Origin of the sequence: Brevundimonas albigilva (genome assembly GCF_023503965.1) — a bacterium.
Lineage (GTDB): Bacteria > Pseudomonadota > Alphaproteobacteria > Caulobacterales > Caulobacteraceae > Brevundimonas > Brevundimonas albigilva.
Window position 1 is genome coordinate 758,703 of record NZ_CP097298.1, and the last position, 25,715, is coordinate 784,417.

33 protein-coding genes and 1 tRNA gene are annotated in these 25,715 nt (G+C 65.6%); 20 read left to right on the plus strand and 14 right to left on the minus strand.

Annotated features, from left to right (window positions below; all coding sequences use genetic code 11):
* Positions 1–40: 40 nt before the first annotated feature.
* The 3 genes from MU852_RS04020 to MU852_RS04030 form a co-directional block, all read right to left on the minus strand.
* On the minus strand, positions 41–706 hold the full coding sequence (locus tag MU852_RS04020) for a hypothetical protein (RefSeq protein ID WP_249751123.1): 666 nt from the start codon (positions 704–706) through the stop codon (positions 41–43).
* A protein-coding gene (locus MU852_RS04025; protein WP_430641187.1) for an IS3 family transposase occupies positions 703–1,891 on the minus strand; the annotation gives its coding sequence in 2 pieces (ribosomal slippage) (positions 703–1,639 and positions 1,638–1,891; 1,191 coding nt in all). The genes MU852_RS04020 and MU852_RS04025 overlap by 4 nt, the downstream gene beginning before the upstream one ends.
* A gap of 356 nt (positions 1,892–2,247) precedes the next feature.
* Positions 2,248–2,327 (minus strand) — tRNA-Ser (locus MU852_RS04030).
* Between the two features lie 149 nt (positions 2,328–2,476).
* Between MU852_RS04030 and MU852_RS04035 the strand changes: the two genes are divergently transcribed.
* From MU852_RS04035 to MU852_RS04115, 17 genes are all read left to right on the plus strand, one after another.
* Positions 2,477–3,958 (plus strand): tyrosine-type recombinase/integrase, encoded by a 1,482-nt coding sequence (locus tag MU852_RS04035; RefSeq protein ID WP_249751125.1) that lies wholly within the window; start codon positions 2,477–2,479, stop codon positions 3,956–3,958.
* On the plus strand, positions 3,918–4,688 hold the full coding sequence (locus tag MU852_RS04040; protein WP_249751126.1) for a hypothetical protein: 771 nt from the start codon (positions 3,918–3,920) through the stop codon (positions 4,686–4,688). The genes MU852_RS04035 and MU852_RS04040 overlap by 41 nt, the downstream gene beginning before the upstream one ends.
* A 156-nt stretch (positions 4,689–4,844) precedes the next feature.
* Positions 4,845–5,039, plus strand: coding sequence for a helix-turn-helix transcriptional regulator (locus tag MU852_RS04045; RefSeq protein ID WP_249751127.1), 195 nt, complete (start codon positions 4,845–4,847; stop codon positions 5,037–5,039).
* Positions 5,040–5,192: 153 nt separating this feature from the next.
* Positions 5,193–5,411, plus strand: a complete 219-nt coding sequence (locus tag MU852_RS04050) for a hypothetical protein (RefSeq protein WP_249751128.1) — start codon at positions 5,193–5,195, stop codon at positions 5,409–5,411.
* The gene (locus MU852_RS04055; RefSeq protein ID WP_249751129.1) at positions 5,408–5,764 is read left to right on the plus strand and encodes a hypothetical protein; all 357 of its coding nucleotides are present in this window, start codon (positions 5,408–5,410) and stop codon (positions 5,762–5,764) included. Before MU852_RS04050 ends, MU852_RS04055 begins: the two co-directional genes overlap by 4 nt.
* A complete protein-coding gene (locus MU852_RS04060) occupies positions 5,761–6,009 on the plus strand; it encodes a DnaB-like helicase N-terminal domain-containing protein (RefSeq protein ID WP_249751130.1) in 249 nt (82 codons plus the stop codon). Before MU852_RS04055 ends, MU852_RS04060 begins: the two co-directional genes overlap by 4 nt.
* Entirely contained in the window at positions 6,006–7,235 is a 1,230-nt protein-coding gene (locus tag MU852_RS04065; protein WP_249751131.1) for a replicative DNA helicase, read from the plus strand. The genes MU852_RS04060 and MU852_RS04065 overlap by 4 nt, the downstream gene beginning before the upstream one ends.
* On the plus strand, positions 7,232–8,191 hold the full coding sequence (locus tag MU852_RS04070) for a DUF1376 domain-containing protein (protein ID WP_249751132.1): 960 nt from the start codon (positions 7,232–7,234) through the stop codon (positions 8,189–8,191). The genes MU852_RS04065 and MU852_RS04070 overlap by 4 nt, the downstream gene beginning before the upstream one ends.
* Before the next feature lie 151 nt (positions 8,192–8,342).
* The gene (locus MU852_RS04075) at positions 8,343–8,600 is read left to right on the plus strand and encodes a hypothetical protein (RefSeq protein ID WP_249751133.1); all 258 of its coding nucleotides are present in this window, start codon (positions 8,343–8,345) and stop codon (positions 8,598–8,600) included.
* A complete protein-coding gene (locus MU852_RS04080; RefSeq protein WP_249751134.1) occupies positions 8,533–9,030 on the plus strand; it encodes a hypothetical protein in 498 nt (165 codons plus the stop codon). Before MU852_RS04075 ends, MU852_RS04080 begins: the two co-directional genes overlap by 68 nt.
* Positions 9,030–9,626: a hypothetical protein gene (locus MU852_RS04085; protein WP_249751135.1), complete on the plus strand. Its 597-nt coding sequence runs from the start codon at positions 9,030–9,032 to the stop codon at positions 9,624–9,626. Before MU852_RS04080 ends, MU852_RS04085 begins: the two co-directional genes overlap by 1 nt.
* 89 nt (positions 9,627–9,715) lie before the next feature.
* Positions 9,716–10,003: a hypothetical protein gene (locus tag MU852_RS04090; protein ID WP_249751136.1), complete on the plus strand. Its 288-nt coding sequence runs from the start codon at positions 9,716–9,718 to the stop codon at positions 10,001–10,003.
* The gene (locus tag MU852_RS04095) at positions 10,003–10,167 is read left to right on the plus strand and encodes a hypothetical protein (RefSeq protein ID WP_249751137.1); all 165 of its coding nucleotides are present in this window, start codon (positions 10,003–10,005) and stop codon (positions 10,165–10,167) included. The genes MU852_RS04090 and MU852_RS04095 overlap by 1 nt, the downstream gene beginning before the upstream one ends.
* Before the next feature lie 15 nt (positions 10,168–10,182).
* Positions 10,183–11,127: a hypothetical protein gene (locus tag MU852_RS04100; protein ID WP_249751138.1), complete on the plus strand. Its 945-nt coding sequence runs from the start codon at positions 10,183–10,185 to the stop codon at positions 11,125–11,127.
* A gap of 308 nt (positions 11,128–11,435) precedes the next feature.
* Positions 11,436–12,482, plus strand: a complete 1,047-nt coding sequence (locus tag MU852_RS04105) for a hypothetical protein (protein WP_249751139.1) — start codon at positions 11,436–11,438, stop codon at positions 12,480–12,482.
* Positions 12,483–13,085: 603 nt separating this feature from the next.
* The gene (locus MU852_RS04110) at positions 13,086–14,387 is read left to right on the plus strand and encodes a hypothetical protein (RefSeq protein WP_249751140.1); all 1,302 of its coding nucleotides are present in this window, start codon (positions 13,086–13,088) and stop codon (positions 14,385–14,387) included.
* 188 nt (positions 14,388–14,575) lie between these two features.
* Complete coding sequence (locus tag MU852_RS04115; protein ID WP_249751141.1) at positions 14,576–16,864, plus strand: hypothetical protein; 2,289 nt, start codon at positions 14,576–14,578, stop codon at positions 16,862–16,864.
* A 491-nt stretch (positions 16,865–17,355) separates the two neighbouring features.
* On the opposite strand, the gene MU852_RS04120 is transcribed toward MU852_RS04115, so the two are convergent.
* The 4 genes from MU852_RS04120 to MU852_RS04135 all read right to left on the minus strand — a co-directional run bounded on the left by MU852_RS04120 (position 17,356) and on the right by MU852_RS04135 (position 19,875).
* On the minus strand, positions 17,356–17,889 hold the full coding sequence (locus tag MU852_RS04120; protein WP_249751142.1) for an SOS response-associated peptidase family protein: 534 nt from the start codon (positions 17,887–17,889) through the stop codon (positions 17,356–17,358).
* A 364-nt stretch (positions 17,890–18,253) separates the two neighbouring features.
* Positions 18,254–18,832, minus strand: a complete 579-nt coding sequence (locus MU852_RS04125) for a YfbU family protein (RefSeq protein ID WP_249751143.1) — start codon at positions 18,830–18,832, stop codon at positions 18,254–18,256.
* A 533-nt stretch (positions 18,833–19,365) separates the two neighbouring features.
* Positions 19,366–19,701, minus strand: coding sequence for a hypothetical protein (locus tag MU852_RS04130; RefSeq protein WP_249751144.1), 336 nt, complete (start codon positions 19,699–19,701; stop codon positions 19,366–19,368).
* A gap of 3 nt (positions 19,702–19,704) precedes the next feature.
* Positions 19,705–19,875, minus strand: coding sequence for a hypothetical protein (locus MU852_RS04135; RefSeq protein ID WP_249751145.1), 171 nt, complete (start codon positions 19,873–19,875; stop codon positions 19,705–19,707).
* 313 nt (positions 19,876–20,188) lie between these two features.
* Between MU852_RS04135 and MU852_RS04140 the strand changes: the two genes are divergently transcribed.
* Both MU852_RS04140 and MU852_RS04145 read left to right on the plus strand, forming a co-directional pair.
* Positions 20,189–20,509 carry a helix-turn-helix domain-containing protein gene (locus MU852_RS04140; protein WP_249751146.1) on the plus strand — a complete coding sequence of 107 codons (321 nt, stop codon included), beginning with the start codon at positions 20,189–20,191 and terminating at the stop codon, positions 20,507–20,509.
* Positions 20,510–20,630: 121 nt separating this feature from the next.
* Entirely contained in the window at positions 20,631–21,188 is a 558-nt protein-coding gene (locus MU852_RS04145) for a hypothetical protein (RefSeq protein ID WP_249751147.1), read from the plus strand.
* A gap of 55 nt (positions 21,189–21,243) precedes the next feature.
* Here MU852_RS04145 and MU852_RS04150 read toward each other — a convergent pair whose 3' ends face one another.
* On the minus strand, positions 21,244–21,561 hold the full coding sequence (locus MU852_RS04150; protein ID WP_249751148.1) for a hypothetical protein: 318 nt from the start codon (positions 21,559–21,561) through the stop codon (positions 21,244–21,246).
* A gap of 562 nt (positions 21,562–22,123) precedes the next feature.
* Positions 22,124–22,534, minus strand: coding sequence for a hypothetical protein (locus MU852_RS04155; protein WP_249751149.1), 411 nt, complete (start codon positions 22,532–22,534; stop codon positions 22,124–22,126).
* A gap of 108 nt (positions 22,535–22,642) precedes the next feature.
* Between MU852_RS04155 and MU852_RS04160 the strand changes: the two genes are divergently transcribed.
* Entirely contained in the window at positions 22,643–23,587 is a 945-nt protein-coding gene (locus MU852_RS04160) for an HGGxSTG domain-containing protein (RefSeq protein ID WP_249751150.1), read from the plus strand.
* Between the two features lie 360 nt (positions 23,588–23,947).
* Here the strand turns inward: MU852_RS04160 and MU852_RS04165 are convergent, their stop codons facing one another.
* Genes MU852_RS04165 through MU852_RS04185 form a run of 5 tightly spaced genes read right to left on the minus strand, consistent with a single transcriptional unit; the run spans position 23,948 to position 25,221 of the window.
* Complete coding sequence (locus MU852_RS04165) at positions 23,948–24,163, minus strand: hypothetical protein (RefSeq protein ID WP_249751151.1); 216 nt, start codon at positions 24,161–24,163, stop codon at positions 23,948–23,950.
* Complete coding sequence (locus MU852_RS04170; RefSeq protein WP_249751152.1) at positions 24,160–24,369, minus strand: hypothetical protein; 210 nt, start codon at positions 24,367–24,369, stop codon at positions 24,160–24,162. Before MU852_RS04170 ends, MU852_RS04165 begins: the two co-directional genes overlap by 4 nt.
* Positions 24,366–24,629, minus strand: coding sequence for a hypothetical protein (locus MU852_RS04175; protein WP_249751153.1), 264 nt, complete (start codon positions 24,627–24,629; stop codon positions 24,366–24,368). Before MU852_RS04175 ends, MU852_RS04170 begins: the two co-directional genes overlap by 4 nt.
* On the minus strand, positions 24,626–24,979 hold the full coding sequence (locus tag MU852_RS04180; protein ID WP_249751154.1) for a hypothetical protein: 354 nt from the start codon (positions 24,977–24,979) through the stop codon (positions 24,626–24,628). The genes MU852_RS04175 and MU852_RS04180 overlap by 4 nt, the downstream gene beginning before the upstream one ends.
* Complete coding sequence (locus tag MU852_RS04185) at positions 24,979–25,221, minus strand: hypothetical protein (protein ID WP_249751155.1); 243 nt, start codon at positions 25,219–25,221, stop codon at positions 24,979–24,981. Before MU852_RS04185 ends, MU852_RS04180 begins: the two co-directional genes overlap by 1 nt.
* Positions 25,222–25,715 lie beyond the last annotated feature (494 nt).

The following is a 25,715-nucleotide window of genomic DNA, read 5'->3' on the forward strand; positions in this document are numbered from 1 at the left end:
ACCGCCGGCCCGGCCCGACGGGCGTAGAGGCCTCAGACGGTCAACGCGCGCCGACGTTCAGGGTGTAGCGCGCCGTCTCGCCGCGACGCGCGGCGTTGCGCATCAGATAGACTTCGATCCGATAGACGCCGCTGGCGCGGGTGCGACCGGAATACCGAGCCCCGCTGCTCGAGCCGTTGAACAGGGCCTGCTGCGCGCCGGGCGCGGTGATGTTGAAATAGTTCGAACGGTTCGACGTCTGCATGGTCACGTTCAAGGTCTGCCCTGCACGAAGCGTCAGCAGATAGGTCCGCGTCTCATAGCCGGTGATCGCGCCCCGCCGCGTCGCCGACGACGTTCCGCGCGCGAACTGGATGGTCTCGGTCGGCCCGCTGGCGACAGGCCCGCCCACCGGTCCGGGCAGCGTCGTCGGGCGGTCGCCGTCACGGCGGCAGTCGGCCGACGGGCCGGACACGATCGATTGATAACGCCCGTCGACCGTCGCGACCGTCAGGCATACGCCGCGGCGCGCGTTCCACCAGTAGGTCCAGACCCGGTCGCTTCCCACCTGACCACCGGTGTTCTCGTACCCCCGCTGCTGCAATTGCGCCTCGCCGCTCGAGCCGCGGACCCCGATCAGGTCACGAACATCAGACGGCGTCGTCTGGGCCGACGCCATGTCGACCGGCGCCAGAAGGACGCCCGCTGACGTGACCCCGTTTCTCATCCAGCCATAACGAGAGTCCTAGGTTGATCTGAGCTGTGATCGGCTGGGTTGGCAAGAGGCCGGTCTGCGCAGCCATCAACCAGCGCAGCAGGCCGGCCGATGTGTCCGGTGAGCGCTTCTGCATAAGCCTGCGGCGTCAGCCACCCGAGCTTCGAGTGCGGACGCTGCTCGTTGTAATCGCGTCGCCACGCCTCCAGCACGGCGCGAGCGTGCGGCAGCGAGCGGAACAGCGTCTCGTTCAGCAGCTCGTCACGCAGCCGCCCGTTGAAGCTTTCGTTGAAGCCGTTCTGCTGGGGCTTGCCCGGCGCGATGTAGTGCCAGCCGACGCCGGTGTCGTCGGCCCAGGCCAGGACCGCGTTCGAGGTGTACTCCGTGCCGTTGTCGCTGACGATGGTGTCGGGCCGCCCTCGCTGCCGGATGACGGCGTCCAACTCCCGCACGACCCGCGCGCCCGACAGCGAGGTGTCGGCCACCAGCGCCAGGCACTCGCGCGTACAGTTATCGATCACCGTCAGGATGCGGAAGCGCCGCCCGTCCGTCAGCTGGTCTGCGACGAAGTCCAGCGACCAGCGCTGGTTGGGCGCCAGCGGCAGGTCCAGCGGTCGCCGCGTGCCCATCGCTCGCTTCCGGCCGCCGCGCCGGCGCACCGTCAGTTGCTCGTCGCGATAGATCCGCTGGACCCGTTTCCTGTTGACCGCATGGCCCTCGCGCCGCAGCAGCACGTGCAGGCGACGATAGCCGAACCGTCGACGTTCCTGGGCCAGGGCCTTCAGCCGGTCGCGCAGAGCGCCGTCGTCCGGGCGCGTCGCCTGATAGCGCACGCTCGTCCGATCGACGCCCAGAACACGGCACGCCCGCCTTTCGCTCATCTCGTAGGCGGCCTGCAGATGGCCAGCCGCCTCGCGATAGCCGGCGGGCGTCACCACTTTTTCCCAGCAGGTCCTTCAGGGCCACGTTGTCCAGCATCGCGTCCGCCAGCATCCGCTTCAGCCGGGCGTTCTCATCCTCGAGCGCCTTGAGCCGCCGAGCCTCCGACACGTCGAGCCCGCCAAACTTGGCCTTCCATTTGTAAAAGGTCGCCGAGCTGACCCCGTGGCGTCGGCACACCTCCGCCGTCGCTACACCGGCCTCCTGCTCCCGCAGGATCCTGATGATCTGCTCTTCCGTGAACCTCGATCGCTTCATTCTGTCCGTCCTTCGTTGGGCGGACTCTAGCTATTCCTGGAGGAGTTTCAGGGGGTCACGTCACCGCCGAAAGCGCCGAAATGATCATATGGAAACGACGCATAACCAGAGTTCCTGACCATGAAGTCCCAAGGGACGTTGAAGGATAAGGTCCGTGCGAACGGCGCGAAAGCCGGGACTTGTGCGATATCCGGCCAAGGGGCGCCGGCTTCCATCATACGCTCCTGATCGCTTGAAGTTGCGTCGTCGGGCTGACGGTTGCGTGAGAGGATCGATCCCACGTCGAAGCGGCGGCGCGATGCAGCGCCCCACAGCGCCGCTGGTGTCATCCTGCGGGGGCGGTTTGACCGGCGCGATGGCGACCCCGGGAGGACTCCAACCTCCGACCTCGGCTTTAGGAAAGCCGTGGGACCGCGTGTTGAGGGTGTCCGGGGGCGTTCGTCCCCAAGATCGAAGCCCCGGGATTGCTGCACGCCTTGCGTCCGTCCGTGTTGAGGGCGCATCATACTGTCCATGTTTCATGTGTCCCCAGCTTCGGCCCGGGGACACAGGGGACACATCGTCTGGCGACGAAGGACAAACAGGATGCCGAAGGTCTCTTTGACCGACCGCGCCGTTTCGGCCGCGAAAGCGAAGCCGGGCGAGCGCTTGGAACTGCACGACGCCCTAACCCCGGGCCTCACTCTGAGGGTGACGGAAAAGGGTGTGAAATCGTGGGTGCTGCGATACCGGACCCAGGCCGGGGCGTCTCAGCGGTTCAAGCTGGGCGACCCAAAGACCCTCAGCCTGCGAGCGGCGCGGCTGGAGGCCGGACGGCTCAAGGCGGATCTAGACAAGGGCCTGGACCCGCTGGAGACAAAACGGGCCGCGCGAGAGCAAGCCAAGGCCATCACGGTTCGGACCTTCGATGATCTGCTGGCGGCCTACTGGACCGCTTGCGAGGCCGGGACGTGGAAGCCCAAGCGCAAGAGAAAGCGCCCTCAGACGCTGGCCTATGAGAAGCGGCTTGCGGATCGACACATAGGCGCGGACTTCCGGTCTCTGTCGCTGGCGTCGATCAAGCGGGGCACGGTGGCAACGCTGCTGGCCGAAATGCTGAACAAGGGCATTGGAGCGCAGACCAACCGCGTTCACGCCATCGTCCGCCAAGCCTTCAACTTCGCGCTCGCGAACGACTTTGCCGCCATGAACCCGGCGCTCAACGTCCCGTCGCCACATGACAACGTGCCGCGCCGCCGCATCTGGCCGGACGACGCCCTCGCCAAGCTCTGGGCGACCTGTAGCGATTCCTCCGGCCTGAGGGACGCGGACGGGAATCGGGTCTATGTCTCGCGCCAAGTCGGGATCGCGGTTCAGCTTTCAATCCTGCTGCTACAGCGCCGCGTCGAGATAGCGCATATGGCGGTTGCGGAAGTGGACCTAGAGGCCGGGACTTGGATCATCCCCGGTGAGCGGATGAAGGCCGGACGCCCGCATCAAGTCCCCCTCCCGCCCCGCGCCGTCGCATTGATCCGCGAAAGCCTCGCGATCACGGCGGAGCGGACGAAAGACCCTGTGACGGTGGTTTTCCCGTCGCCTAAAGACCTGGCGTCCCCGATCCGGGAAGACGCGCTGACGAAGGCCGTCGCCCGCATCCGTGGCGCGCTGGGGCTGGAGGACGTGACTGTCCACGACCTGAGGCGGACGGGCTCAACCATCATGACAAGCGAGCGCCTGGGCGTGTCGCCCTTCATCCGGTCCAAGGTGCTGGGGCATGGGACCGACGCCGGAGGCGGGGCCGCCGTGTCGTCCATCCACTATGACGCCAACGAGTATGTTTCCGAGAAGCGCCGGGCGCTGGAGGCGTGGGAAGGGCTGTTGCTCGAAATCGTCGGGGAGCGGCCCAGGCCGTCGAACGTGGCCCCGATCCGGGGGCGGCATGAATCGACCGATCTATCTAAGCAGCGCTGTGACGCTTGTTCACTCGCCGGAAGCGTGGACATCAAAGGCTGCTTGGCCGCCGTTCGCACCGCCGGGACTTGTCTTTATGCCGGACGCGCTTTTGCAGATTGCGCCGCTCGCTGTTGAGGGGTGGACTGGCAAGGAACCGACGCTGGTTCCCATCATACCAATGCAGGTCAAATATCCCCGGGGGCATGGGGTCGGGATGGCGTTCGTCCATCGTGCGTTAGAGGAAGCAAGCGCTACTCAGCGGCGGCTTCACGCCGAAGGTTCTACGGAAACGTTTGATTTGTCATGGCCGGACCATGAATGGTCTCGCCTGGGTCGCGAGAACACTCGCTTTGTGAAAGACGACGCGGCGGCGGTCGGACGCTTCTACAGTGCCGCGAACGAGGTCTGCCGGGCGCTGGCCTATGGGGAGCTTGAGGCCCGCTTTGTGGACGTGGCCGGGAACGTTTATGAGCCGCCTTTCGCGCTGTGGCGCTCTACGGCGGCCCTTCGCTCCGTAGTATCCACGCTTGGCGAAATCGGAGGATTGAACGGCCGCCTTTACGTCACGCAAGACAGCCTGACCGCCTACCTCGGAAGCCGCAAACCGGCGGCGACGATCAAGGGCGAGAACGAGCTTTATCGCCGCATCCGCGCCATCGTTGAACGTCAGCCGACGGAACGGATTGAATCGCCAACGCTCAGGCAGATGCTGGAAAATGATCTAGGCCGCTCTATCGGCGGTAGGGAGTTTGAGCGCGCTCGCGAGCGAGCGGTCAACGAGGTTAATGCGCCCGCCTGGAGAAAAGGGGGCGCCCTCGCCTTCGCGCCGAAACCTCACAGGGCGAAGACGCCTGATGGTCTATAACTCACCGGAAATCTCCCCGGAAACCCCCTCGGAAACCGCCTCGGAAACCGCCTCCCCGATATAATCCCGCTGCCTATTTAGGCGGACTGTCCGGCCGCAACTTCCCCGTACCGCCCAACGTCATTCCGTCGTTGGGACGCGAGGAGAAAGCGAGAAATGGCCGACGTTCAGCCCGACTTCATTTCCATCGGAGAGTTCTGCAAGCGCTCCAGCCTCAGCCGCTCGACGGTCTATGCGGAGATCGAGCGCGGGAACCTTGCCCGTCCGATCCGCCTCAGCGCCAACCGCGTGGCCTTCCCCGCGAAAGCGGTTGATGCGTGGTTCGCCTCCCGTCTGGCGGAGGCGGCCTGACCGATGCCTCCCCACATGGAAAACCCCGCCACTCAGGGCGGGGCATCCGGTAGTCATCTTGTCTGGCGGGACAAGAGCAAGACTAGCGCAGCGCTCCCCCACAATCAACACGGCCATGTCGTCCCGTTCCCTCGCGCCAAGCGAGAGCGGCCGGTGGTCGAAGGCTCCAACCTTTGCGACGCTCCGGCCTTCATGCCCGCGACGGCATCGGAAGCCCAGGACCGCGCTCGCGAGCTTGAGGCCGCCGCCCGGCGGTGCGCCCGTCTCTCGGGATCGCATCACGACGCAACCGGCCTCACGCTGCTGGCCCTCGCCGGTCTCTACGCGAAGCAAGCGCGCGGCCTCTGGAAAGCGGCGGAGGTGCTGGCATGACGCCCGACCTCAACGCCCCCGCCCTGTGGAAGCGCGCCAGCATCGGAGAGACAGCCCGCGAAGCCGCCAAGGCCGGAAAGAAGCCCACGCTTCGCCATCTGGTCCTAGACCGCATCCGACAGGCGCCGGCTATCCCTGAGACGGTCCTAGCGGACCTGCGAGCCGAAGGCGTCCGCACCGTCCTGACCTCGATCCGCCCGCGCTGTTCGGAGCTTGCCCGCCTGGGCCTGATCCGTGACAGCGGACAGCGGGAAACCGGCGAGGGCGGATGCAAGGCCATCGTCTGGACGGCCTGCACCCCGGAGGAAACCGCCGCCTATCTGGCCGCCAAGGCATCGGAGGGGGACGCATGACCGTGGCGACCCTTCCGACCGACGGCGCGGCGGTCTCGCTCGCGCGCCAGAAGCTCCAGAACCTGGAGGCGGAACAGAACATCCTTGGTTCGTTGCTGTTCGACAGTGAGCGCCTAGAGGACGTGTCCGGCCTTCTGGAGCCTGAGAGCTTCGCGGAGTCCTTTCACCAAGACCTGTTCGACGCCATCGCCACGACGGTTGCGGGGGCCGCCGGGCCGATCCTGCAACCGTCGTGGACAGGGTGAAGCATCACCCGGCCTTTGAGGCGTTCGGCGGCTTCCAGTATCTCGCGAACCTTCTCGATCATTGCGGCCCGACCATGCTCCGGCAACACGCGGAGCTAGTGGCCGATCTGGCGACGCGGCGAAAGCTGGTCGCGGCGGCGGAGGCGGCTATCCATGCCGCCCCCGACCCCGATACGGACGCCCAGGCGCAGATTGCAGCGCTGGAGGCGGGCCTAGCGGAAATCGCCAGCCGGGGAGCCGATGACGCATGGATAGATGGTGGTTCCGCCATCGCAGACGCCATCGCCCAGGCCAAGGCTCGGGACGGTGTGATCCGCTACACCTGGGGGATTGATGGGCTGGACGACATGACCGGCGGCCTCAATGCCGGGGAAAGTGTCATCCTCGCGGGCCGCCCTGGATCCATGAAAACCGGCGTTGCCGCCCGGATCGCGCTGGCGAACGCCCGTCGCGGCCTCGGAACCGCGCTCATATCGCTGGAAATGTCCGCCCAAGCCCTTGGCCTTCGGATGGCCTGCGCCACGGCCCACGACCGCACGGAGCCCCTTTATTCGGGCCAGCCCACGACCAACGGGAACCCGTGGTACGTCTCCGCCGCGAAGGGCAACCTAACCGGGGAGCAATGGGAGCGGCTGGACGACGCCCAGGCGGATATTTCCCGCCTTCCCCTGCTGCTGGACGCTCGCCCCGGCCTCACCATGTCACGGATCGAAAGCGCGGTTCGCCGGGCGCATCGGAAGTGGCGCAAGAAGGGGATCGAGCCCGGCCCGGTGGTGATCGACCATCTTGGGATCGTCCGGCCGGAGAAGGCCCGCAACGGCAACAAGACGGCCGAAGTCGCGGACGTGTCCCGCCATGCCGCCGAAATGGCCAAGCGGCTGGGGGTTCCGGTGGTGGCCCTATGTCAGCTGAACCGGGGCGTTGAGGGCCGGGACGACAAGCGGCCCCAGCTATCGGACCTGAGACAAGCCGGAGAGCTTGAGGAAGACGCCCGGGCGGTGGTGATGATCTATCGCCCGGCCTACTACCTCCGGCCGCCCTTGGACCCGTCCAAGGAATCCCCGGTTGATCGCGCGGCCCGCGAGGCGGCGGCGATGAAGGCGAAGGGCGTCCTTCAGCTTGTGGTCGAGAAGAACAGCCACGGCCCCACGGGCATTGTGGAAGCGTGGTGCGACCCGGCGACCTCGGCCGTCGGAAACCGCGAGATTGATGGGGGCGCACAATGAGCCGCGCGCCTTTCTTCAAGCTGTTTTTCTCCGATCTGGTCGGTGACACCCTCGCATTGTCCGACGCGGAAATGGGCTCCTATATGCTGCTGCTGGGGGCCATGTGGAACGGCGGCGGCGCCCTACCGAACGACCCCGGCCGCCTCGCCCGGATCGCCCGTTGCTCCCCGAAAGCTTGGGGCCGCCGCTGGCAAACCTTGGCGCCGTATTTCGACGCGGACGCCGCCACCATTTCCAACAAGCGACTGCTTTCGGAGCGCCAAAAGGTCGAGGCCATACGCGCGGATCGCTCTGCCGCTGGGAAGCGCGGCGCAGAGGCTAAGTCGCTGAAAAATAACGATGCGGCGTCAGCAAATGCTTCAGCAAACGACCAAGCAAACGACAAGCAGCCAGATGCCAGAAAGAATATAACCCCTTCGGGGGCGTCGGAAACGCCGGATGCGATGGCATGGAAGGAGGGGGTATCCCTGCTGACGGCCAACGGTCGGATGACGGAGAAAGCCGCCCGGTCGATGTTCGGGAAACTGCTGCGCGATCACCGCCTAGCCGCGCATCAACTGCGCCCGTCGATCATGACCGCCCAGCAAGGCGGAACCCCCGATCCGCAAGGCTACCTGACAGCGGCGGCGCGGGGGATCGCTTCTCGCCTCGGCAACCGCCAAGCCTCGCCGGTTCAGGACGTGGCGACGTGGGAACCCGACGTTTGGCGGATCGCAGTCGCCAACTACCGCAATGAGGGCGCGTGGGATCGCGGCGCGATGGGACCGCCCCCGGCGAACCCGGATGCCTCGCCCCGGCGGACGTTCTGGCGGAGGCCGCATGAGCATCCGTCAGCCCCGCCCGCCCGGGACGCAAATGTCCGCATGGCGCGATCCGAAGGAAAGCCGCCTGGAAATGCGGGCGAACGACTCGGAGCTTGCGGTCATCGACAAGCTGGCGGCGCACCTGTGGCCTGACGCCGGGCCGAACCGGGCGCGCGTCATCCGCTACGCGCTCCAGCACCTCGCCCAAGGGCTTGGCGTCTCGACAGACGACGCCGCCCGATAACCCCCAAAAACTGCGTTTGTACGGACAGACTTAAGGTCCGGCCTCAGGGAGACTCTAACCATGAACCGCCCCGCTTCGTTCGATCCCGCCCAGGTCATCGGCTCCGCGCTTGAAATCATCTTCGGCGCGGATCACGCCGTCCGCTGGCCCGGATGCGTGGAAGCCGCTGGGGTTTATCGCCAAGAGGGCGAGCCCTGGACGTGGTTTCAGATGGCCGGAGCCTTCCTGATCTGGACGGCGATGGTCGAGGATGACCGCCAGCTTTTGGAGGAGCGCGCAAGGCCTCCCGCTCTCGCAAGTCATCCTCAGCGGCCATGACGGGACGTTTGATCTGACGCTCCCGAACGTCGCCACTAACCCGCAACTGGCCTTTGTGGCGGCGAACCCGGTCGAAGCCGTTATTCGCGCCCTGACGCAGGCGGACGACGCGGCCCGGGTGGTCACGATGACCTTGCGAGAGGACAGCGACGGCGGCGGCGCAATCGAAATGGCCTATGCCGTGGACGGCGTATCCGTGACCGCCCTCTATGGCGACAGACGGGCGCCGGCCGATCTGGTCACTTGCCGCGTGGTCAGCGGAAACACCTTCCGCCATCTGCACCGCACCCTTGCCGACGCCCTGGCCGCTTCGGTGGTCAATGAGACGTTGAGCGACCCGGCCCAGACCCCGCCCCTGCAATCGCCCTCCCCCTCGGACATTCGAGCGGGCGTTGATGGCCCCTTCATCCCGGCGGAGGCGGCGGCCTGATGCTGGTTCAGATGGAAAGCCTCGTGCGGCCGGTGGAAGTCGCTTGCGGCCGGGAGACGGCGGAGCGGCTTGTTCGCATCCTTTCGACGGAGCCCGCTGGTCGCGAAATCGGCCCAGCCGAAGCGGCGGCGGTTCTGGCCTGGGCTCTGACGGGCGTTCGCGACGCTGGCGAAATGCCGCTTCTGGCGATGGAGTTTCGCCGGAAGATGGGCCGCCCGACCTCGCAAGTCCTGTTCGGAGACAGCATCCCGCCCGAAGCCCGCACCGGCCTTTGCGCGACGTTCGGGGCCTACCTGTGGAACGCGCTTCGCATCGGCATGATGGAAGCGCCCTGTCTGGTCTCGCGCGTCGATCATCTGAAGGCGGCGACCGATGGCATCCACGCCGCCGCATCGGTCACGTTCGACGTGGACAACGGCGCCACGGTGCTGGCCTATCACTTCGGCTCATTGCGGGCCGATCCGGTCGAGACGGTCACGACGCACCCTAATGCGATCATCAACATGGGCCGCGCGCTGCTTATCGCGACGCCGATCCCGGTGGTTGATGCTCTGATGGGAGAGACGCCGCCCGCTTCCCCGGGGGCGCTGCAATGATGCTCCCCGCTGTCCGCCAAGAGTTTGAACGGTGCGCGCCTTGGCTTCAGGCGGCGCTAGACCAGGCCGGACGCCTGACGCTCGATGACGTGGCGGCCCGCCTGGACGCGAACACGGCGGCGCTGTGGCCCGGCGAGCGCTCAGTCATGGTGACGGAGCTTGACGACTACGGCCCCGACCTTCGGGAAATCCATGTCTGGCTAGGCGGCGGCGACCTCGGGGAGCTTCTGACCTTCCAACGCGAGCGGGCCGAAGATCAGGCGCGCGGCTGGGGGTGTCACCGCGCCACGATCACCGGACGGGCGGGCTGGGTCCGCGCCCTCAAGGGCCACGGCTACCGGGTCCAGTCCGTCACCCTCGTAAAGGATTTGGTCTGATGTCGATGCCCGCGAAAACTCGCAATCCCGCACCGCACCCCAAGCCGGACCTGACCGCCCGCGACATGGCGGAAATGCGCCTCGTTCGCTCGCGTCCGCCGAAGGCCAAGCCCGCCAACTATCAATCCCCGCCGGACGACCCGGCTCCCCCCGAAGCCGCCTGACCCGGAGCCCGCTAGGTGTCCAGCTCGAAGAAAAAAGAAACCACGAAAGCGACGACGACCACGACGCCGACCAATCCGGCGTGGGTGACGGGCGGCGTCCAGAACCTAGCGAACCAGATTACGGGGCTTAGCGGTCAAGACCCATCGACCTACTTCGCCCCGGCGAACGATCTGCAAAACGCAGCGTTTTCCGGCGGGATGAACCTCGGCAATCAGCCGACGCTCTCTTGGCTTAGCGGCCTGGGGAGCTTGGGCTTTGGCGGTGGTCAGCAGCCGCAAGGCCCCCAGGTCATGCCCGCTTCGGCTGGGCCGACGGGCGGAAAGGTCACGGGGCCGGACCTAAACCCGCAAGTCATGCCGACCTCCGCAGGCCCTGGCGGCGTTGCGGGCAAGCCGACCACGGCCCCGAACGGCGGCCCCCAGGTCATGCCGACGAGCGCCGGGCCGGGCAATCAGCCTCAGGGGACTTCCACCTCCCCGACCTCGCCGGGAGCCCCTACCGGAGCGGCGCCCGGAACGGCCGCAAGCGGCGGGATGGGCCTTTATGACCTCGCGGGCCTGCTGGGCTTCGGAGCCGCGACGGCCGGGCCGAACCTCGCGACGACGCAGGGTTATCAGGCGGCCGGTCCCGCCCCCACGACAGGTTACACCGCCTCTGGACCGGCTCAGGTTCAGGGCTACAACCCCGCGCTCGCCACGGCGGCCAATGCTGGACAGGCGCAGGGCTATCAGGCGACGAGCGCCACATCGCAGGGCTATAGCCCCACGACCTACAACGCGCAGACCGGGACGGCGCAGACCTATAACCCGACCACGGGACAGGCGGTCCTTGGACAAGCTGCCAGCGCGGGGCAGGCCTCCACATACAACCCGACCATGCTGGACCTGTCGGGATCGGCATCGGCTCGACGCAGGTCAGCGGCATCGGCCGGGCGTCGTCGCGCAACATCACCGACCTGAACCTGAACGATTACCTGAACGCCGGGCTTGGCGACCAGATCACGGCGGCGCAGGCGGATTACGACGCCTACAACGGGACCGCGCGAGCCCAGCAGTCGGCCTCGGCCGCGGCGAATGGTGGGGCTCGGAACTCGAACAACGCAATCCGGGCGGCGGTTCTGGACGGCGAACTGAGCCGCGCCACGAACACCGGCCTCGCGAACATCCGCGCCAACGCCTACGACCAGGCCGGAAACCTGGCCACGTCGGACCTGAACCGTTCAGCACAGGTTTCGATGGCGAACGCGTCGAACCAAACGCAAGGAGCCTTGGCTCAAGCGCAGATCGACGCGAACCGGGCCTCGCAACTGGCCGGGCTGCAGTTCCAGGGGGCGCAAGGCAACCAAAATGCGGCAAATCAGGCCGGTCAGTTCAACGCCGGCCAGCAGAACAACTTCGCGCTCACGAACAGCGGCTATCAGCAGCAGACCAACCTCGCGAACCAATCGGCGCAAAACCAGTTCGGCTTGGCGAACATGGACGCGGCGAACGCGGCCGGGCAGTTCAATGCAGGCCAGCAGAACGCGATGACGCAGACCAACCTGGGCTATCAGAACCAGGCGGCGGCGAACAACGCGAACGCGCAGAACACGGCCTCTCAGTTTGGAGCCAACGCCGCCAATAACGCCAGCCTGTTCAACGCGGGCGCGGCGAACACGGCAAACCAGTTCAATGCCGGAGCCGCCAACGACTTCGCGCTTCAGAACGCCGGGTTCCAGCAGCAGACGAACCTTGCCAACGCCGGGGCTCAGAACGACGCCCTTTCGCAGCTTCTCGGCATCCAAGGGCAATCGGCGCTCGACTACGCCAACCGGGCGGACACGGCGGGCCGGTTCGGGGCGGACGCCTGGAATCAGTCAATGTCGGACTTCACCGGGCGCACGGACGCAGCGAACCAATGGAACGCGGCGGCGGCGAATCAAGGCGCGCAGTTCAACGCGGGTCAGCAGGACAACGCCCTCGCCCGGATGCTCTCGGGTGGCCAGTTCCTCGGCAACTTGGGGGCTCAGATGAGCAGCGACCAACGGGCCAACCTGGGCCTGATGGCGGACCTTGGCGCCCAACAACGGGAGATCGATCGCCAACAGCGCGCCGCTCCGCTGGACCTGTTGCAACTCCAGACCCAGCTTTTTAGCGGCCTGCCTCTCGGCCTCTTCAACGGGCAGACCTCGAACACGAACAGCACGACCACGCAATCGGGTTCCTCGATGGATTGGGGCGCCTTCTCGGCGCGGGTCTCTCGTTCATCCCGGGCGCTGGACCGGCCGCAAGCATCCTCGGCGGTGTCGGGACGGGCATTTCCGACCCGCGCATGAAGTCGAACGTTCAACCGCTCGGCATGGCCGCCCCGTCGGGGGATGCTCTCTATCAGTTCAACTACAAGGGCGATCCTCCGGGCAATCCTTCATCGGCCCGATGGCGAACGAGGTAGCGCAGACTAATCCCCAGGCCGTCGGAATGGGACCGGGCGGCGTCGCCACGGTCGATTACAACGCCCTCGGCATCCCCTCGCCTCAACAGCAGGCCCAGGCCGGACAAGGCCAGCCCCCGCAGGGCCGGGTGGCATCCTGGGGGCCGCGCAGAAGTTCGCTCAAGCCTACAACGATGGGGCGCCGGCCGAAGACCCGTTGGGGGGCTGGAGCGGCGGGACGCAAGACCTGTGGCGTCAGCAGATGATGGAAAATCAACGGCGCATGGGAAATGCGCCTCAGCCTCGGGCGCTCCCTTCGCGCGGGCTGTTCGGTCGGAAAGCGGGGTGATCTGATGGCCTTGTTTGGCGGACGCCGTTCGGCGCAAACCCAGGACGACAAGATTCGTCAGCTAGTCGAAATGGGGTTCTCCCCGGAGGCCATCGGCGCGGGTCAAGCGGCCTTCGCGATGACGCCCGCGCCCATTCCCGGGAAGGGACTTCCCCCGAAATGACCGCCTCGCCCAAGGGCGGACTGTTCGGCGGTGCGCGCGCGGCGGCGGCGGCGAAGATGGCGGACGTTTCGCAGGATGCGGTGCGGACGCAACAAGAGCTTGAGGCGGCCCGCCAAGCGCAGGCCCAGGCGCAACGTCTCCCCGCCCAGCAGGGGCAAGGCCAACGGCAACAGCCCGGCGGCCTCAGTTTCCTTCAGCGCCTCAGCGACGCCGTTTCCTACTACAACGACGGATCGCGGCCGAACCAAGCGGCGCTGATGCAGCAGGCGCAGCAAGCCCAGCGGATGCAGCAGGCTTCCGGCTTCATCAGCGATCCCCGCGAAATGGCCATCTATGCGGCAAACCCCCAGGCATGGGCGGAGAACGCCGGATATGCGCTCCGCCCTGTCACGGCGGCGATGGGAACGAGCGTCGTCATTCCGGGTCAGAACGGCGGACGGCCCGTCTATACCGCGCCGATTACCGACAAGTTCGAAGACCGCTTCGGCTACTTCGACCCATCGAACCCGGACGCTGGAACGCGCTACACGAACGCTCGGGGCATGACGGCGGCGGAGCAAACCGACCGACTGAAGGCTGAGCGCGCGACCCTCGGCCAGAACGACACCCTTGTGAACACCCAAGACGGGCGGACTGTGGCGCAGGGCTTCCGACCTCTCACGGTGACGAACACGCCGGAGGGCGGGCAGACGCTGGTTCTGGACCCCGCCACGGGCCAGCCGATCAACTCCATTGCAGGCCCGGCGAAGGCCCCAACCCTCAGCGCCCGCGCTCAATCGACGCTGGAGGACTATTACGCCCAGGTCGAAAGCCTGGACTCGATGAACGGACAACTGGCCAGGTATCGCGGGCTGATTAAGGACGGCGCTCTGAACCTTGGGCCGGTGGCCAACGCCATCGGAGCCGCGCGGAACAATATCGGGTTCTCCGACGCGAACAGCATCAATCAGGCGACCTTCCGGGCCGATCTGGAAAGCTGGCGCAACCAAATCCTAATGCTGCACAAGGGCGTCCAGACCGAAGGCGACGCCCAACGCGCCCTCAACACGATCATGCAGAACATGAACGACGAGCGGGTGGTCTCCGCCCAGCTTCAGCGCCTGGAAGACCTGAACGACCGCGCCATCACCTTCCGCGAGGGCCGCATCCGTGCGCTCGAAAGCGGATCGACGGCATCCGCCTACAGTGGCGGGGGCGACGGCGAAGTCGTGGACGTTCGCACTCCCGACGAAGCCGCGCGCCTACCGCTCGGCACCCGCTACCGCGCACCGAATGGGAGCGTCTATGTTCGCCAGTGATCCTAACGACCCGTTCGCCGCTTTCGGCCAACGCATCGATAAACAGCAAATGCCCGCCAAGGCCCCGGGGATGGCCGCTGGAGTCGCGTCAGCCCCTTCCGGCGGTGGTGACCCATTCGCGGCATATGGGGCCACTGGCGCGGCATCTGGCGGGCAAATGGCCGCACCCGATGCGCCCGGCCCAACCGATGGCGCAGCAGCAACCCAGGCCGCAAGCGCCCCGTCAGCCCCGGGGGATCAGAAACAACAACGAGGGCAACCTGAAGGATGGGCCGTTCGCCCGCCGTCAGCCCGGTTATCAGGGGTCCGATCCCGACGGCTTCGCCATCTTCGCGGACCCTCAGGCCGGACGCGCGGCGCAGGAAAGCCTGTTGCGGGCCAACTATGCCGGGATGACCCTCGGGCAGATTGTGAATCGCTACGCCCCGCCCGGCCCGGAGAACAGCCCGGAGAGCGTGGCCAACTACATCGGACACCTCAGCGGACGCACCGGCCTTGGCGTCAACGACGTAGTTCCGGCGGAGCAAATGGGCTCAATCGCCGCAGCGATGCGCGAGTTTGAAAACGGCGTCTCGGGCGGCGCTCCGGCGCAGATGACCGACGCGGGCGACCCGTTCGCCGCCTTCGGCCGGATGGAAGACCCGGCGGCCGGTGGCGACACGCCGCCGCCTGACAACTCGACTCCGGTGGTTTGGGAAGCCCTCTCGCCAGAACAGCGGATGCAGCTGGGCCGGGGAGATCGGGTGCAACTGCCTTCGGGCGAGGTGGTGACGTTGAGAGGTTCGCCCTTCATCGACCAGAACCGCCGCGCCTCGGATCGCATGACCGATGGCGGGATCAATCTTCGCGAGCCCAACGCCCTGGACACGGCGGCGGCGTTCGGGACGGCCTTCTCCGAACAAGTCCCCTTCGCTGACGAAGCGGTCGCGGCGGGCGCGGGCTTGGTCTCCGGCCGGGGTTATGACGCCATCCGCGAACAGCAGATGCTGGACCGGGAGCTATACAACCAAAGCGACCGGGGAGCGCGTATCGCGGGCGGTGTCGGTGGTTTCGGGGCTGGCCTCTTCCTCCCCGGCGTCGCGGCTTCGGGGAAGTTCATCGGCGGGGGAGCCAATGCGCTGGAGCGCGCGGCCCGGGCAGGCGTCGCGTCGTCCGGCTTCGGTGCGCTCTATGGCGCCGGCAATACCGACGGGGGCTTTTCAGACCGGGCGCAGGGGGCCGGGATCGGCGCGCTTGCGGGCTTCGCCACGGGGGCCGGTGGTCAGAAGCTGGTCGAAACCCTGGATCCAGCCTTGCGAGCCGCGAACGTCAACGCGGCCCGCCGCCTCTCACGTGAAGGCGTTGACCTGACGCCGGGGCAAATCCTCGGCCAGACGCCAGCGGTCGGAGGACTGTTCCGCCGGGCAGAGGACGCGTGGGCCTCGATCCCCTTCACCGGGGGCGCGGTGGTCAGCGCTCGCGACCGGGCAACGCAGACCATGAACCGGGCGGCCATCAACGCCGGGCTGAAGGAAATCGGCGAACGTCTCCCCAAGGGCGTCAACGCGGGCTTTGAAGCCATCGACTACGCCCAAACGAAGATGAGCGAAGCCTATGACGCGATCCTCCCCCGCGTCACCGCCCAGGCTGACCGCTCTTTCCTCCGGGACGTGGACGACCTTCTAACCGACGCGGCGGTAAGGCTCCCCGACAACTACGCCAAGCAGTTCGAGAACATCATTCGTCAGCGGGTGCTGCGAAACTTCGGAAGCGGCGGCCCCGTGACCGGAGAACAGTTCAAGGCGCTTGAAAGCCAACTCGGAACGCTCGCCCGCTCCGCCATGCAGTCGGGAGACGGGGCGTCGCGTGATCTGGGCTTCATGATCGGGGACGCGCAGAAGCTGGTTCGCGATCTGGTGGCCCGCCAGAACCCGGCCGAAGGCGAAGCCATCCGCAACATCAACCGGGGCTATGCCAAGCTCAAGCGAGCGGAGAAGGCGGCGGCCTCTCGCGGAGCCTTGCGGAACGAGGGCGTTTTCAGCCCGGCGCAATACTCCAGCGCCGTGGCGGCCGGGGCCAGTCAGTCTCAACGGGCGCGCGGTGGTGCGATCATGCAGGGCTTGGCGACCGACGCGAACAAGGTCATGCCGCCGTTGATCGGCAACCCGGGGACGGCCGACAGGCTGGGGATGCTGGGCGTCCTTTCGGGGGCCGCCAACTTCGCCACGATGGGCGCCCCGATCATTGCCACGGGTCTGGCGTACTCGGGTCCGGCTCAGAAAGCGCTGAACGCCGTCTATCGCGCCACTGACTCTCAATCCGCGCGCGAAGCTCTGGAACTGTTAGGCCGTTACGCTCAGCAAAATCCATCGCTTCAACCGTATTACGCAGACGCACTTTCAGCATTTGCTCGCGCCGCATCGAGTCGAGAACAGCCCAGCCGCACAGGGCAAGAACGCTCATTAGCCCCCACGGGTGTCCCAGGAACGGCGTGGTAAGCAGCAGCAGGAACATGAGGACGCGCATGGGCGGAACCGATAACACGGAATTTTATCCGCCGTCACTTTGGTCCGCATGAGCAGGCGAGCACGGCGGCTTCAGTCATATCCACCGAAGTCATTTGATCGGCTGCCAAGCAATGCGTACAGTCATTCCTAGGGCCTCTGCTGCTGAAGCATAATCGGCGTCGTTCAGACTTGAAGACGCCGATGCGAAGCGCGAACCCGTTTTAGCGAGAGCATCCAGCCGGCGGGCAGATACCCGCAAAGCTATCGCTTGACGCAGCACTGAATCGCGAAACGCGTTGCCGCTAAATCGCCGCTTCGAGCGATTGCGCGAACCCAGGCCGAGAGATTGCGCCCGCCCAGCTAAAGGCTGAGCAATACGCGGACATCATGCTCGCGTATGGCTCAGCTGGACGCTGATAGGCGTGGAGGCCCGGCCTCCGCATCCGAGGCCGCTCGGTAGGTCCGGGGCGGCGTTTCGTCGGTCAGGCGATCACTACGAGCGCCCTATCCGGCAACGCCCGCTGAAGCGCCTTCGCCTCTTCCCAAGGCGCGCGCATCCAGGTTTCGATCTCGTCCCGCTCCGTCAGGATCACCGGCATGGCCTTTGGATGGATCGATTTCACCGGTTCGCTGGGTTCGGTCGTCAGGAAGGCGAACAGGTCGATCGTCTCCGGTCCCGTCTTGATCTTGCGAACGCCCGTCCAGGCCAGAAGGTGGATGCCAGCGAAGAAGGCCAGGGGCTCGGGGTCGTCGCCGGCCAGCCGAAACCACACGGGTCGATACTTGCCGGCGGCGTCACGGCCGGGCTCGCTGAACGCCGTGAAGGGGATCAGGCAGCGCTGGGCCGGGGTCAGGTGAGGGCGCCAGTGGCTGGACGTGGTGTGGCGGACGTTGGTCGTGCCCTTGTCGGGCTCCAGCTCCAGCAGTTTGGGGAAGTCGACGTCCTGGCCCTTTGCGCGCAGCTTGTCCGCCCGGCTGGACGCGGCCTCGAACTGGGCCTTCTTGGACGACGGCATCCCCAGCGCGCCAAGGCGAGTTCGCGAACGCCATCGGTCCCGGTGCGCACCATCGGCGCGCTGTAGTCGGGATAGATGTCGCCCGGTGCCAGGTTGCCGACCGTCGAGCGCATGGCGTTGGCCATGTCCACGATGGCTTGCGGGCCGCTGCGCTGGCGGTAGAGGTTGCACATCGTCGAACCGCGATTGTGGAGTCGCCGGCCGAGGTCGGGGCTCGGTCCGCCGAGCGCCTAGCGAAGCCGCGCTCGCCCCGCCGCCCTCGCGCCGGCGGGGCTTTTTCATGTCCGCTCGCGCGTCTGGTTCGCCTTTCCGGTTTCGACCCATAGCTGTCGCGACTGAGGACCGGACAGAGTAAATGGCACCGTTACACGTCGGTGATATCGTAGGCTGGTTCATCGTCCATCACATCCAACCAGCGCCTTGGCTTGGGTACTGCATGTGGCCCCAGAACGATCTCTAGCTGGTCCATCGTCATCGGCGTCTTGGTGTCTCCAGCGATAGTCTCGCGGTAGACAGGAAGCATCCGCTCATAGCTGTCATTGAGCCCCTCCACGTTCCCTTGCAGACCCCTCCCCTTGAAATGCTGGAGAAGACCAAGGTCGTCGACGAGATGGTTGCCCAAAGCGGCGAAGTTGCGCCCGTCCTCGTCGTCGAACCCATGGAAAAGTCCTCCGGCTTGTCCTTCTTTCGGGAAAAAGAACAGGATGATGTCGTCTCCAACGCTCAGTTCGATGTGCCGCCACATCGACAGCACATCGATCACGAAGTCGATGTAGTGATCCGTAAGCTCCTGCTCTCGCCCCCGGGTGTTTCCCCAAACGAAATTCTGCCGGATGATGTCGTTGCGGATCGCCTTTGGACTCGTCAGCCCTTGGAGGCCTAGCTGCTCGTGCAAGTCACAGAGCATCAACAGGGTGGTCGTTTGGTCCGAGATTTGGGTCATGTCCCAGCCTAGATTGACATTACGGTAAGCGCGAGAGCTACCATTTGCGGCGCGTCCAAGATTAATCGCCCTCGAAGTGATTGTCGCTGATAGGCAGAGGCGGGTTCCCTGAAAGGATCAAGGCTCCATCGCTGTCCGCTTGTTTGCCAAGCCAATGTCTGCTTTCGGCGATGGTGCTGATTGCGGTTCCCCACCCTTAGCAGACGTTCCAGATTGCCGCTCAAGGGCCGCCCCTTCTCCCCCTCAAGGCGTAAATGTCCCCGCCGCGCGGACAGACCCAGTCGACGACCAGGTTCGACCCCGACCCCTGCATGGTTTCGATCACCAGCGTCGGCGATCGCGCTCCGCATCGCTTGCACACCATCTTGCGCCTGAGATTACGCAGCGGAGTGAACTGCTGCTCTATCGGCAGTTTCCGCCAGGCGGGCCATGTCTGGTTCCCGCAGGCGCACAGGCACGACAGCCTATCCCCGCTGGCCAGGTCGTCGACCGTCGTGTCGTCTCCATAGCGGCTGGCCATCAGGGTCTCTGGCTCACGGATCCGGCAGATCGTCGCCGCTCGCGCCCGCGGCGGCCTTCGGCGGGCCCTCCAATTCCCAGAACGCGCCGTGGAGCTCCCCTGGCGGCGTGGCCAGGAAGACCATCCGCCCAGGGCACGCATAGCGCCGGCAGCGCGTCGTCCGGCCGAACAGCCGCGTCTCGGGCCCGCTCAGGCGGATGACCGTCGTCAGGTCGACCCAGCAGTCCAGGTAACAGGCCGTGCAATGCGCCTTCACCACCCAGCCGTCCCGGCGCATGGCCGAGACGGTGATGTGATGGTTCTGCAGGTGGTGCGACAGGCCGCGTTGCGACGGCTTCTTGTAGCCCATCGATCATCGCGGCCGCGACATCCGGGCGGCCAACAGATGGACGTCGTGCGCCGACATCCGGCCGAACTGGCCCAGGCCCATCGCCAGGCCCCGCATGACGGCCGGATCCTCTATGCGCCCCTGCCCCACGGGCGCGCCTTGCAGCGCCGGGCGGCACCCTTCTTCGTTCGACATGGTTCAGCTCTCCAGACAAAGCTCAACCGACCCACCGCCGCCCTATCGCGACGCCCACGTCGGGCTCAAGCGTTTTTGTTCTGGGTCTGTTCCGTCCTTGTGGAGAATGGGCGGCCCGGCTTCGTGGGGAGGATGATAGGGTCGGGCCGCCGACGCGACGGGGAGCGCGCTGGGATGAAACCCGGCCCCTCCTTCAGGTTCCTTAGCCCTCAGAGTCAACAATACAAATACGCGCGGTTGCGTAAGCGTGACTGTAAGTACTAGGTCACTCTCGCAGGATACGGGTCATCCGACACCTGCTAAGGTTGAAGCCATGGACCAGGACGACCCCCTCGATATCGCCATCGGCGCCCGTGTTCGCATGATCCGCGAAGCGCGCCGGATGCCGCAAAGCGGCCTCGGCAAGGCGCTGGGCGTCAGCTTCCAGCAGATCCAGAAGTACGAGAGGGGCGTGAACCGAATGTCGGGCTCCACCCTCATCCGCTGCGCCGAAGCCCTGGACACCTCGGTCGCCGCCCTGTGCGGCGAAAAGGACGAGGCGCCCGAAGCCGTGCCCTTCATGCGCGAGTTCGCCGCCCTGACCAGCGATCAACGCAAGGCGGTGCTCGACCTGGTCCGGGTGATGCGGCGTTGAAGCTGATCGTCGATAACGGCGCGTTCTTGCTCTAGACGCACTGGACACCCGCCCCGGCTGTGCTATTTCGCCCCAACGTCGCGACGGGGGTTGCGGCGATTCAATCCCTGGAGGGAACCCCATGAAAATGAAGCTGATCGCCCTTGCTGGCGCAGCGCTGGCGCTCGCCGGTTGCGAAACGACCACGAGTTATCCCTATCAGCCGTCGACTCAGAACGTGATGGCTTTCCAATCCGCTTTGGCACCTTCCAATACGAAGGTTCAGCTGGGCGCGTTCACACGCGACCAGACCATCAACACAACGCCGAACTGCCGGATGCTTGGGCCTGTCGACGTGGCGCCCGGCAAGACGATGGAGACCTACATCCGTGACGCCTTCCAGGCCGAGCTTTTCCAGGCCGGCGTGCTAAGCGCGAACTCCGGTGCGACCATCGCGGGCCGCCTCGATGCGGTCGACCTAAACACCATGGGCACGGGATCTTGGACCCTGACAATGACGCTGACCTCCAGTGCCGATCCGTCGGGGTATCAGGTCTCAACGACTTTCCCGTTCTCGTCGAGCTTCTCGGCGGTGTCGGCTTGCAAGAACGCCTCGGCGGCCTTCGGCCCGGCCGTGAACGACCTGATCGCGAAGGCTGTCGCGAACCCCGGCTTCGTGCGTTTGGCCGGCCGCCCCTAACCCATCCGACAATCCAAAACGACCAACGGCGGCTCCATAAGGGGCCGCCGTCTTCTTATCTCTGGAGGTTGGAGATGGCTTTAGCTGCCGCTTGATCGGCGATGGATGCGGCATTGAGACCTCCGTCGAAGCGATCTCCGCCGAAGGCCAGCACCCCCAGCGTCGTCGCTAGCATTACGCCCCCGACAGTCAGGGCGGCACCCCAAACAGTCCACCTGCCAGCGGCTTTAGCCGCTACCACGTCAAGCTTGCCTGCCAACTCAGCATTTGAGACACGAATTTCACCAAGAAGCCGCTCGAACTTTACATCCGTGCGAGCGTCAAGGGCGTCAAACCGCGCATCAATCTCTGCCTTGGACACATTGTCTGACATTGGGGTGCTCTCAGCCTTGCCCACAGATAATGGCTGCGGGGAAGTCGTGGAAGCCCCCAGTGCGCTCGTGCCGGGTGAAAGTGCGGTCGCCGCAGCAGCTAGCGACGCGCCCGCCTGGACGAAATGCCAGCGACCCGAGGACACGGGGCCGCTAGACCCTCTAGTCACCATTCGGGGCGACTCCGTGAACTGCATCAAGAACGCGCGTTAACGCGTCGCGCAGACCTATCACGTCCGCGACAGGCATGGTGACCGCCGCTCGAACGGCTGGTGGCCAAGAGGTCACGCCGTCTGATACACGCTCTATGAAAGCCAGTCGAAACAAGCCGCTGCCCGAATTGACGATCACGCGATTTGCAAATGGTGCCGGCGCTGCAAATGCAGCTGTCTGCTCTTCTGGCCCTATCGCGAACATATCTGATTGAGCTTCGCTCATGGTCCCTCCCCGTCATCCAACGAAATAAAACCGAAGATCGCGCATGTCTATGCTCCAGATTGCGCACGCACCATCCCTCACAGAACTAGACGGGTGTCAGCGCCTGCATCGCCACTCTGACCGCATCTAAAAATCGCCGTGAGCATCCTCTGCGTCTGCCACCGCCGCTTCGGCTGCTGACTGAACGCTTTCGACGTAAGCCCAGCATCCTTCGATGAAGCTCGAGCTGCTGCCGTAGCAGTCGGAAACGTCTGAAGCGCCGTTCTCGATGGCCCACTGCCAGCCAGCGTCATGCCCGCTACAATCCTGTGTGCAGCCGTAGGGAGCCCCAGCATCCTGGTAGGACATGCTTGAGTAAGTGTCCTCGGCCTCCTCCTCAGCCACTTCCTGGGCTGCGTCCACATCAAACGGCTTCATGAAGCCGTGATCGCCTGCCGCGTACACCGCGCTGTCAGGCTTCGATTTCGTGCATTGGTATAGGCCGAAAGCGATGATCCCGATCAGGATCCATGTCCCACACCCGTTGTCTTGCGCCATCACACCCACTCCCCCGAGCGGGGTATATCCTCAGTTGCGACCAACGAAAGTCAAGCGCGTCTGCTTGTACGGACAGACATAGGCCGCGAGCGCCCTAAGGTCGGGGTCATGTCGAAACGTCAGAAAGCCCCCGCGAAGGCCGCGCCGATCCTTCCTACGGAGAAGGAGGCGGCGAACATTCAGCTGGCCCTGGATCAATCGGCGGACAGGCCCAAGCGCATCCGCCCGCCAGCGACGACGGCCAGATATCTAGGCCCCAACCGCGTCGAAGTCGGGCCGCCCCATGATGACCGCGCAGGCTGGGCGAAGGCGCTAGGGGCCTCGCTAGGCGTCGATAGCCCGGGCGTGGCGTCGATCCTGATGGCCTCCGCATCCGCGATCATGGGCGAGCTAGCAATCAACTCGCAGGAAGACGCCGACGCGCACATGGCCCGGGAGATGAGGGCGCTAGAGTTTGTCTCTGCGATCCGGCCGGAGACGACCCTAGAGGCGACCTTGGCCGTTCAGATGCTCGGGGCGCACGAGGCGTCCATGTTGATGATGCGCGGCGTTCACAAGGCGAAGACCGTCCAGCAACAGGCCGACTATGTTCGGCTCATGAACCAATCCATGCGAACGTTCACGGCCCAGGTTGACGCCCTGACGAAGCTCCGCACGGGCGGAAAGCAGCAGATGGAAGTGCGCTATGTCTATGTCGATGCCCGAAGCCAAACCGTCATCGGCGGATACCCTGCCGGAGAGGGGGAAGGCCCCGTGCGGCAATCGGAAATCAGCAACAAGCCCATGCACCCGGTTTCGGAGCCCTTGGTTATGCGCCTCCGGGCGGCTTGCCGGTGTGGAGCGAGGACAAGGGCCGGGACGCCGTGTCAGGCCCCCGCCATCCGGGGGAAACGTCGTTGCCGGATGCACGGCGGACGAAGCACCGGCGCCCCAAAGGGCGAGGCGAACGGCAACTATCAGACGGGAGCCTGGACGCAGGAAACGATACAGGCGCGGGCCACGGTTCGGGCCTTCGTCCGCATGGCGAGGAAGCAGCTTGATGACCTGTGGTGACGAAGTGGACCCCGCCGTTTCTTCCGCCATCGCCCGCGCGCGCGAGGAACGGGAGGCGGAGGAACGGGAGGCGTTCGGGGTGACGTGCAACGAGTTCCGGTCCCGTGTGGCGCATCTGAGGGAGAACGACCCGGCCGCTTTCCTTCACGCAATCGCCCGGCTGGTCGGAAACTGCGACTGACCGGACGCAGAAAGGGCCGCCCCGATCTGGAGCGGCCCTGAGTTTTGCGACCCCCTAAAGGGACTGGCGTTTTCGGTGGGTCCAAGCGTCCAGCGCCGCGTCGATCATCGGCGGAACGACGTAGGGCCATGCGGCGCAGACGGCGCTTGCGAAGATGGCGTATCCAAGGAAATCGATCACTATGACGGCTCGGCTCCATAGATGGCCCGATCATGGGCGGTCGCGACGACGGCCCCCCAATCGATCAAGGCCAGAGGGATGATGTCAGTTTCGGCCGGATAGACGACGGCGAAGGATCGGCCGTCGCTGATGACCTGCCCGCCCACGGCTTCAAACTCGCGGATGAAGCCCAAGGCGTCGAACGACGGCGCGCGGTTGTCGTTGGCGGCGTTCATTGGCCCGCCTCCCGCACACGCGCCAGCGCCCAATCGACCTCGCACCGGAGGGGCGTCCGTCCGATCAGGTCGAGGTTGTGGCACAGGTCGTCCAGCGCTTCCCGCTCAGCCGCATTTAGGGCCTGTTCCTGCATCCAGACCGTCAACGCGGCCGGGGTGAAGGTGGAGGCGACCGAAGCCGCCTCTAATGTCACAGCAGGGCTCACGCAAAGGCCTCCCGCTGATCGAGGCGGAAAGCGGCGCCGTCACTCTCCATGTCCATGTCAGACGGGAAGGCATCCACCACCACGCCGCACAGCCAAGGCTCGCGGTCGGAGTCGTGGCCTTCGTCGTCGCACTGGCCGCCTTCGTCCTCACAGACGGCTTCCCGGTCAGCATCGCCGTCCATCTGGTCTAACAGGGCGATAGCCGCTTCAATCGCCGCCTCAAGCCGAACGCGGCGCAGGTCAATGATGGCGCCGGTCATGCTTGTTCTCGCAAATAGACCGCGCCCGCGAGCTTGGCGGCCCGCTTCACGAAGTCGTCCAGCCGGTCGCGGTGGTGATTGGCCAGCCCGCCGATGACGGCCCACGCGATGTGTTCCGCCTCATAGGCGTTGCCGGGCGTCCGGCTTTCCAGATGCGCCAGCGTGGCGTCAATGGATTCCGCGAGCCCTTCGCCCAGGTCATCCAAGGCGGGCGAGCAGTCGCCACGAAAGCGGGGATCGCTGTTGACCTGAACGAGGGCGTCATAGGCGGCGCTTAGCCCGGCGAGGGTATAAACGACCTGTTCGACCGACATAGCGGACAGGCTGGCGGGTGTGATCGGGGCGGCCATTAGGCGACCTCCCCGACGGCGTGTTTCAGGCCGTGGATGATGGCGGCGACCTCGTTCAGGCGCTGAGCCCGGGCCGCCATGACTTCGGAGAGCGCGCGACCGCTGGCGCGAGCCTCGCGCATCGCCGTGACGGGGACGACGTTCGCCGGACAGGCTGCGCTAAACTGGCGGGCCATGTTCTCCGCCACGCGCTCGGCTTTCTTGGGGGCGACCGCTGCGAAATGGGCGATCAGATGCGCCACGGCCTCGCGGCTGTAGCTGACTGGAGCTTGTGCGCTATATTCTTGGACAGTCATTTGGTTTCCTACCTCTTGGCTAGAGGGCCGGTCCCGTTGGCTTCCTACGGCGCGGGATCGGCTCTCGGTTTCAGCGACCGCAAACGGCGGTCAGGTACGCGGCCGAACGGCGACCCCCGACGAAGGCTTGACCGCGCATCGTCTCAACGACGGCGCTGCGATCCGTGCGACGGCCCCGAAACGCGGGCTTGGCGGCCTTCAGTCGCTTCATGAAGACCCAGGCGCCGGCCAACGCATTGGCGAAGGTCCGTCCGCCTTGGCGATACAGGCCCCACGCAACTTGCATGACGCTGCGAAGGAAGTTCCGGCGGGCTTGGGTCATCGGTGTTTCTCCGTTCAACGAACATCACCATATGCATTAGAAGCGGCTTGTCAACATGGCCATATGCGTTTAAACCGAAATCATCATCACTGAGGGAGCCGCCGGAGGGCGGTCAAAG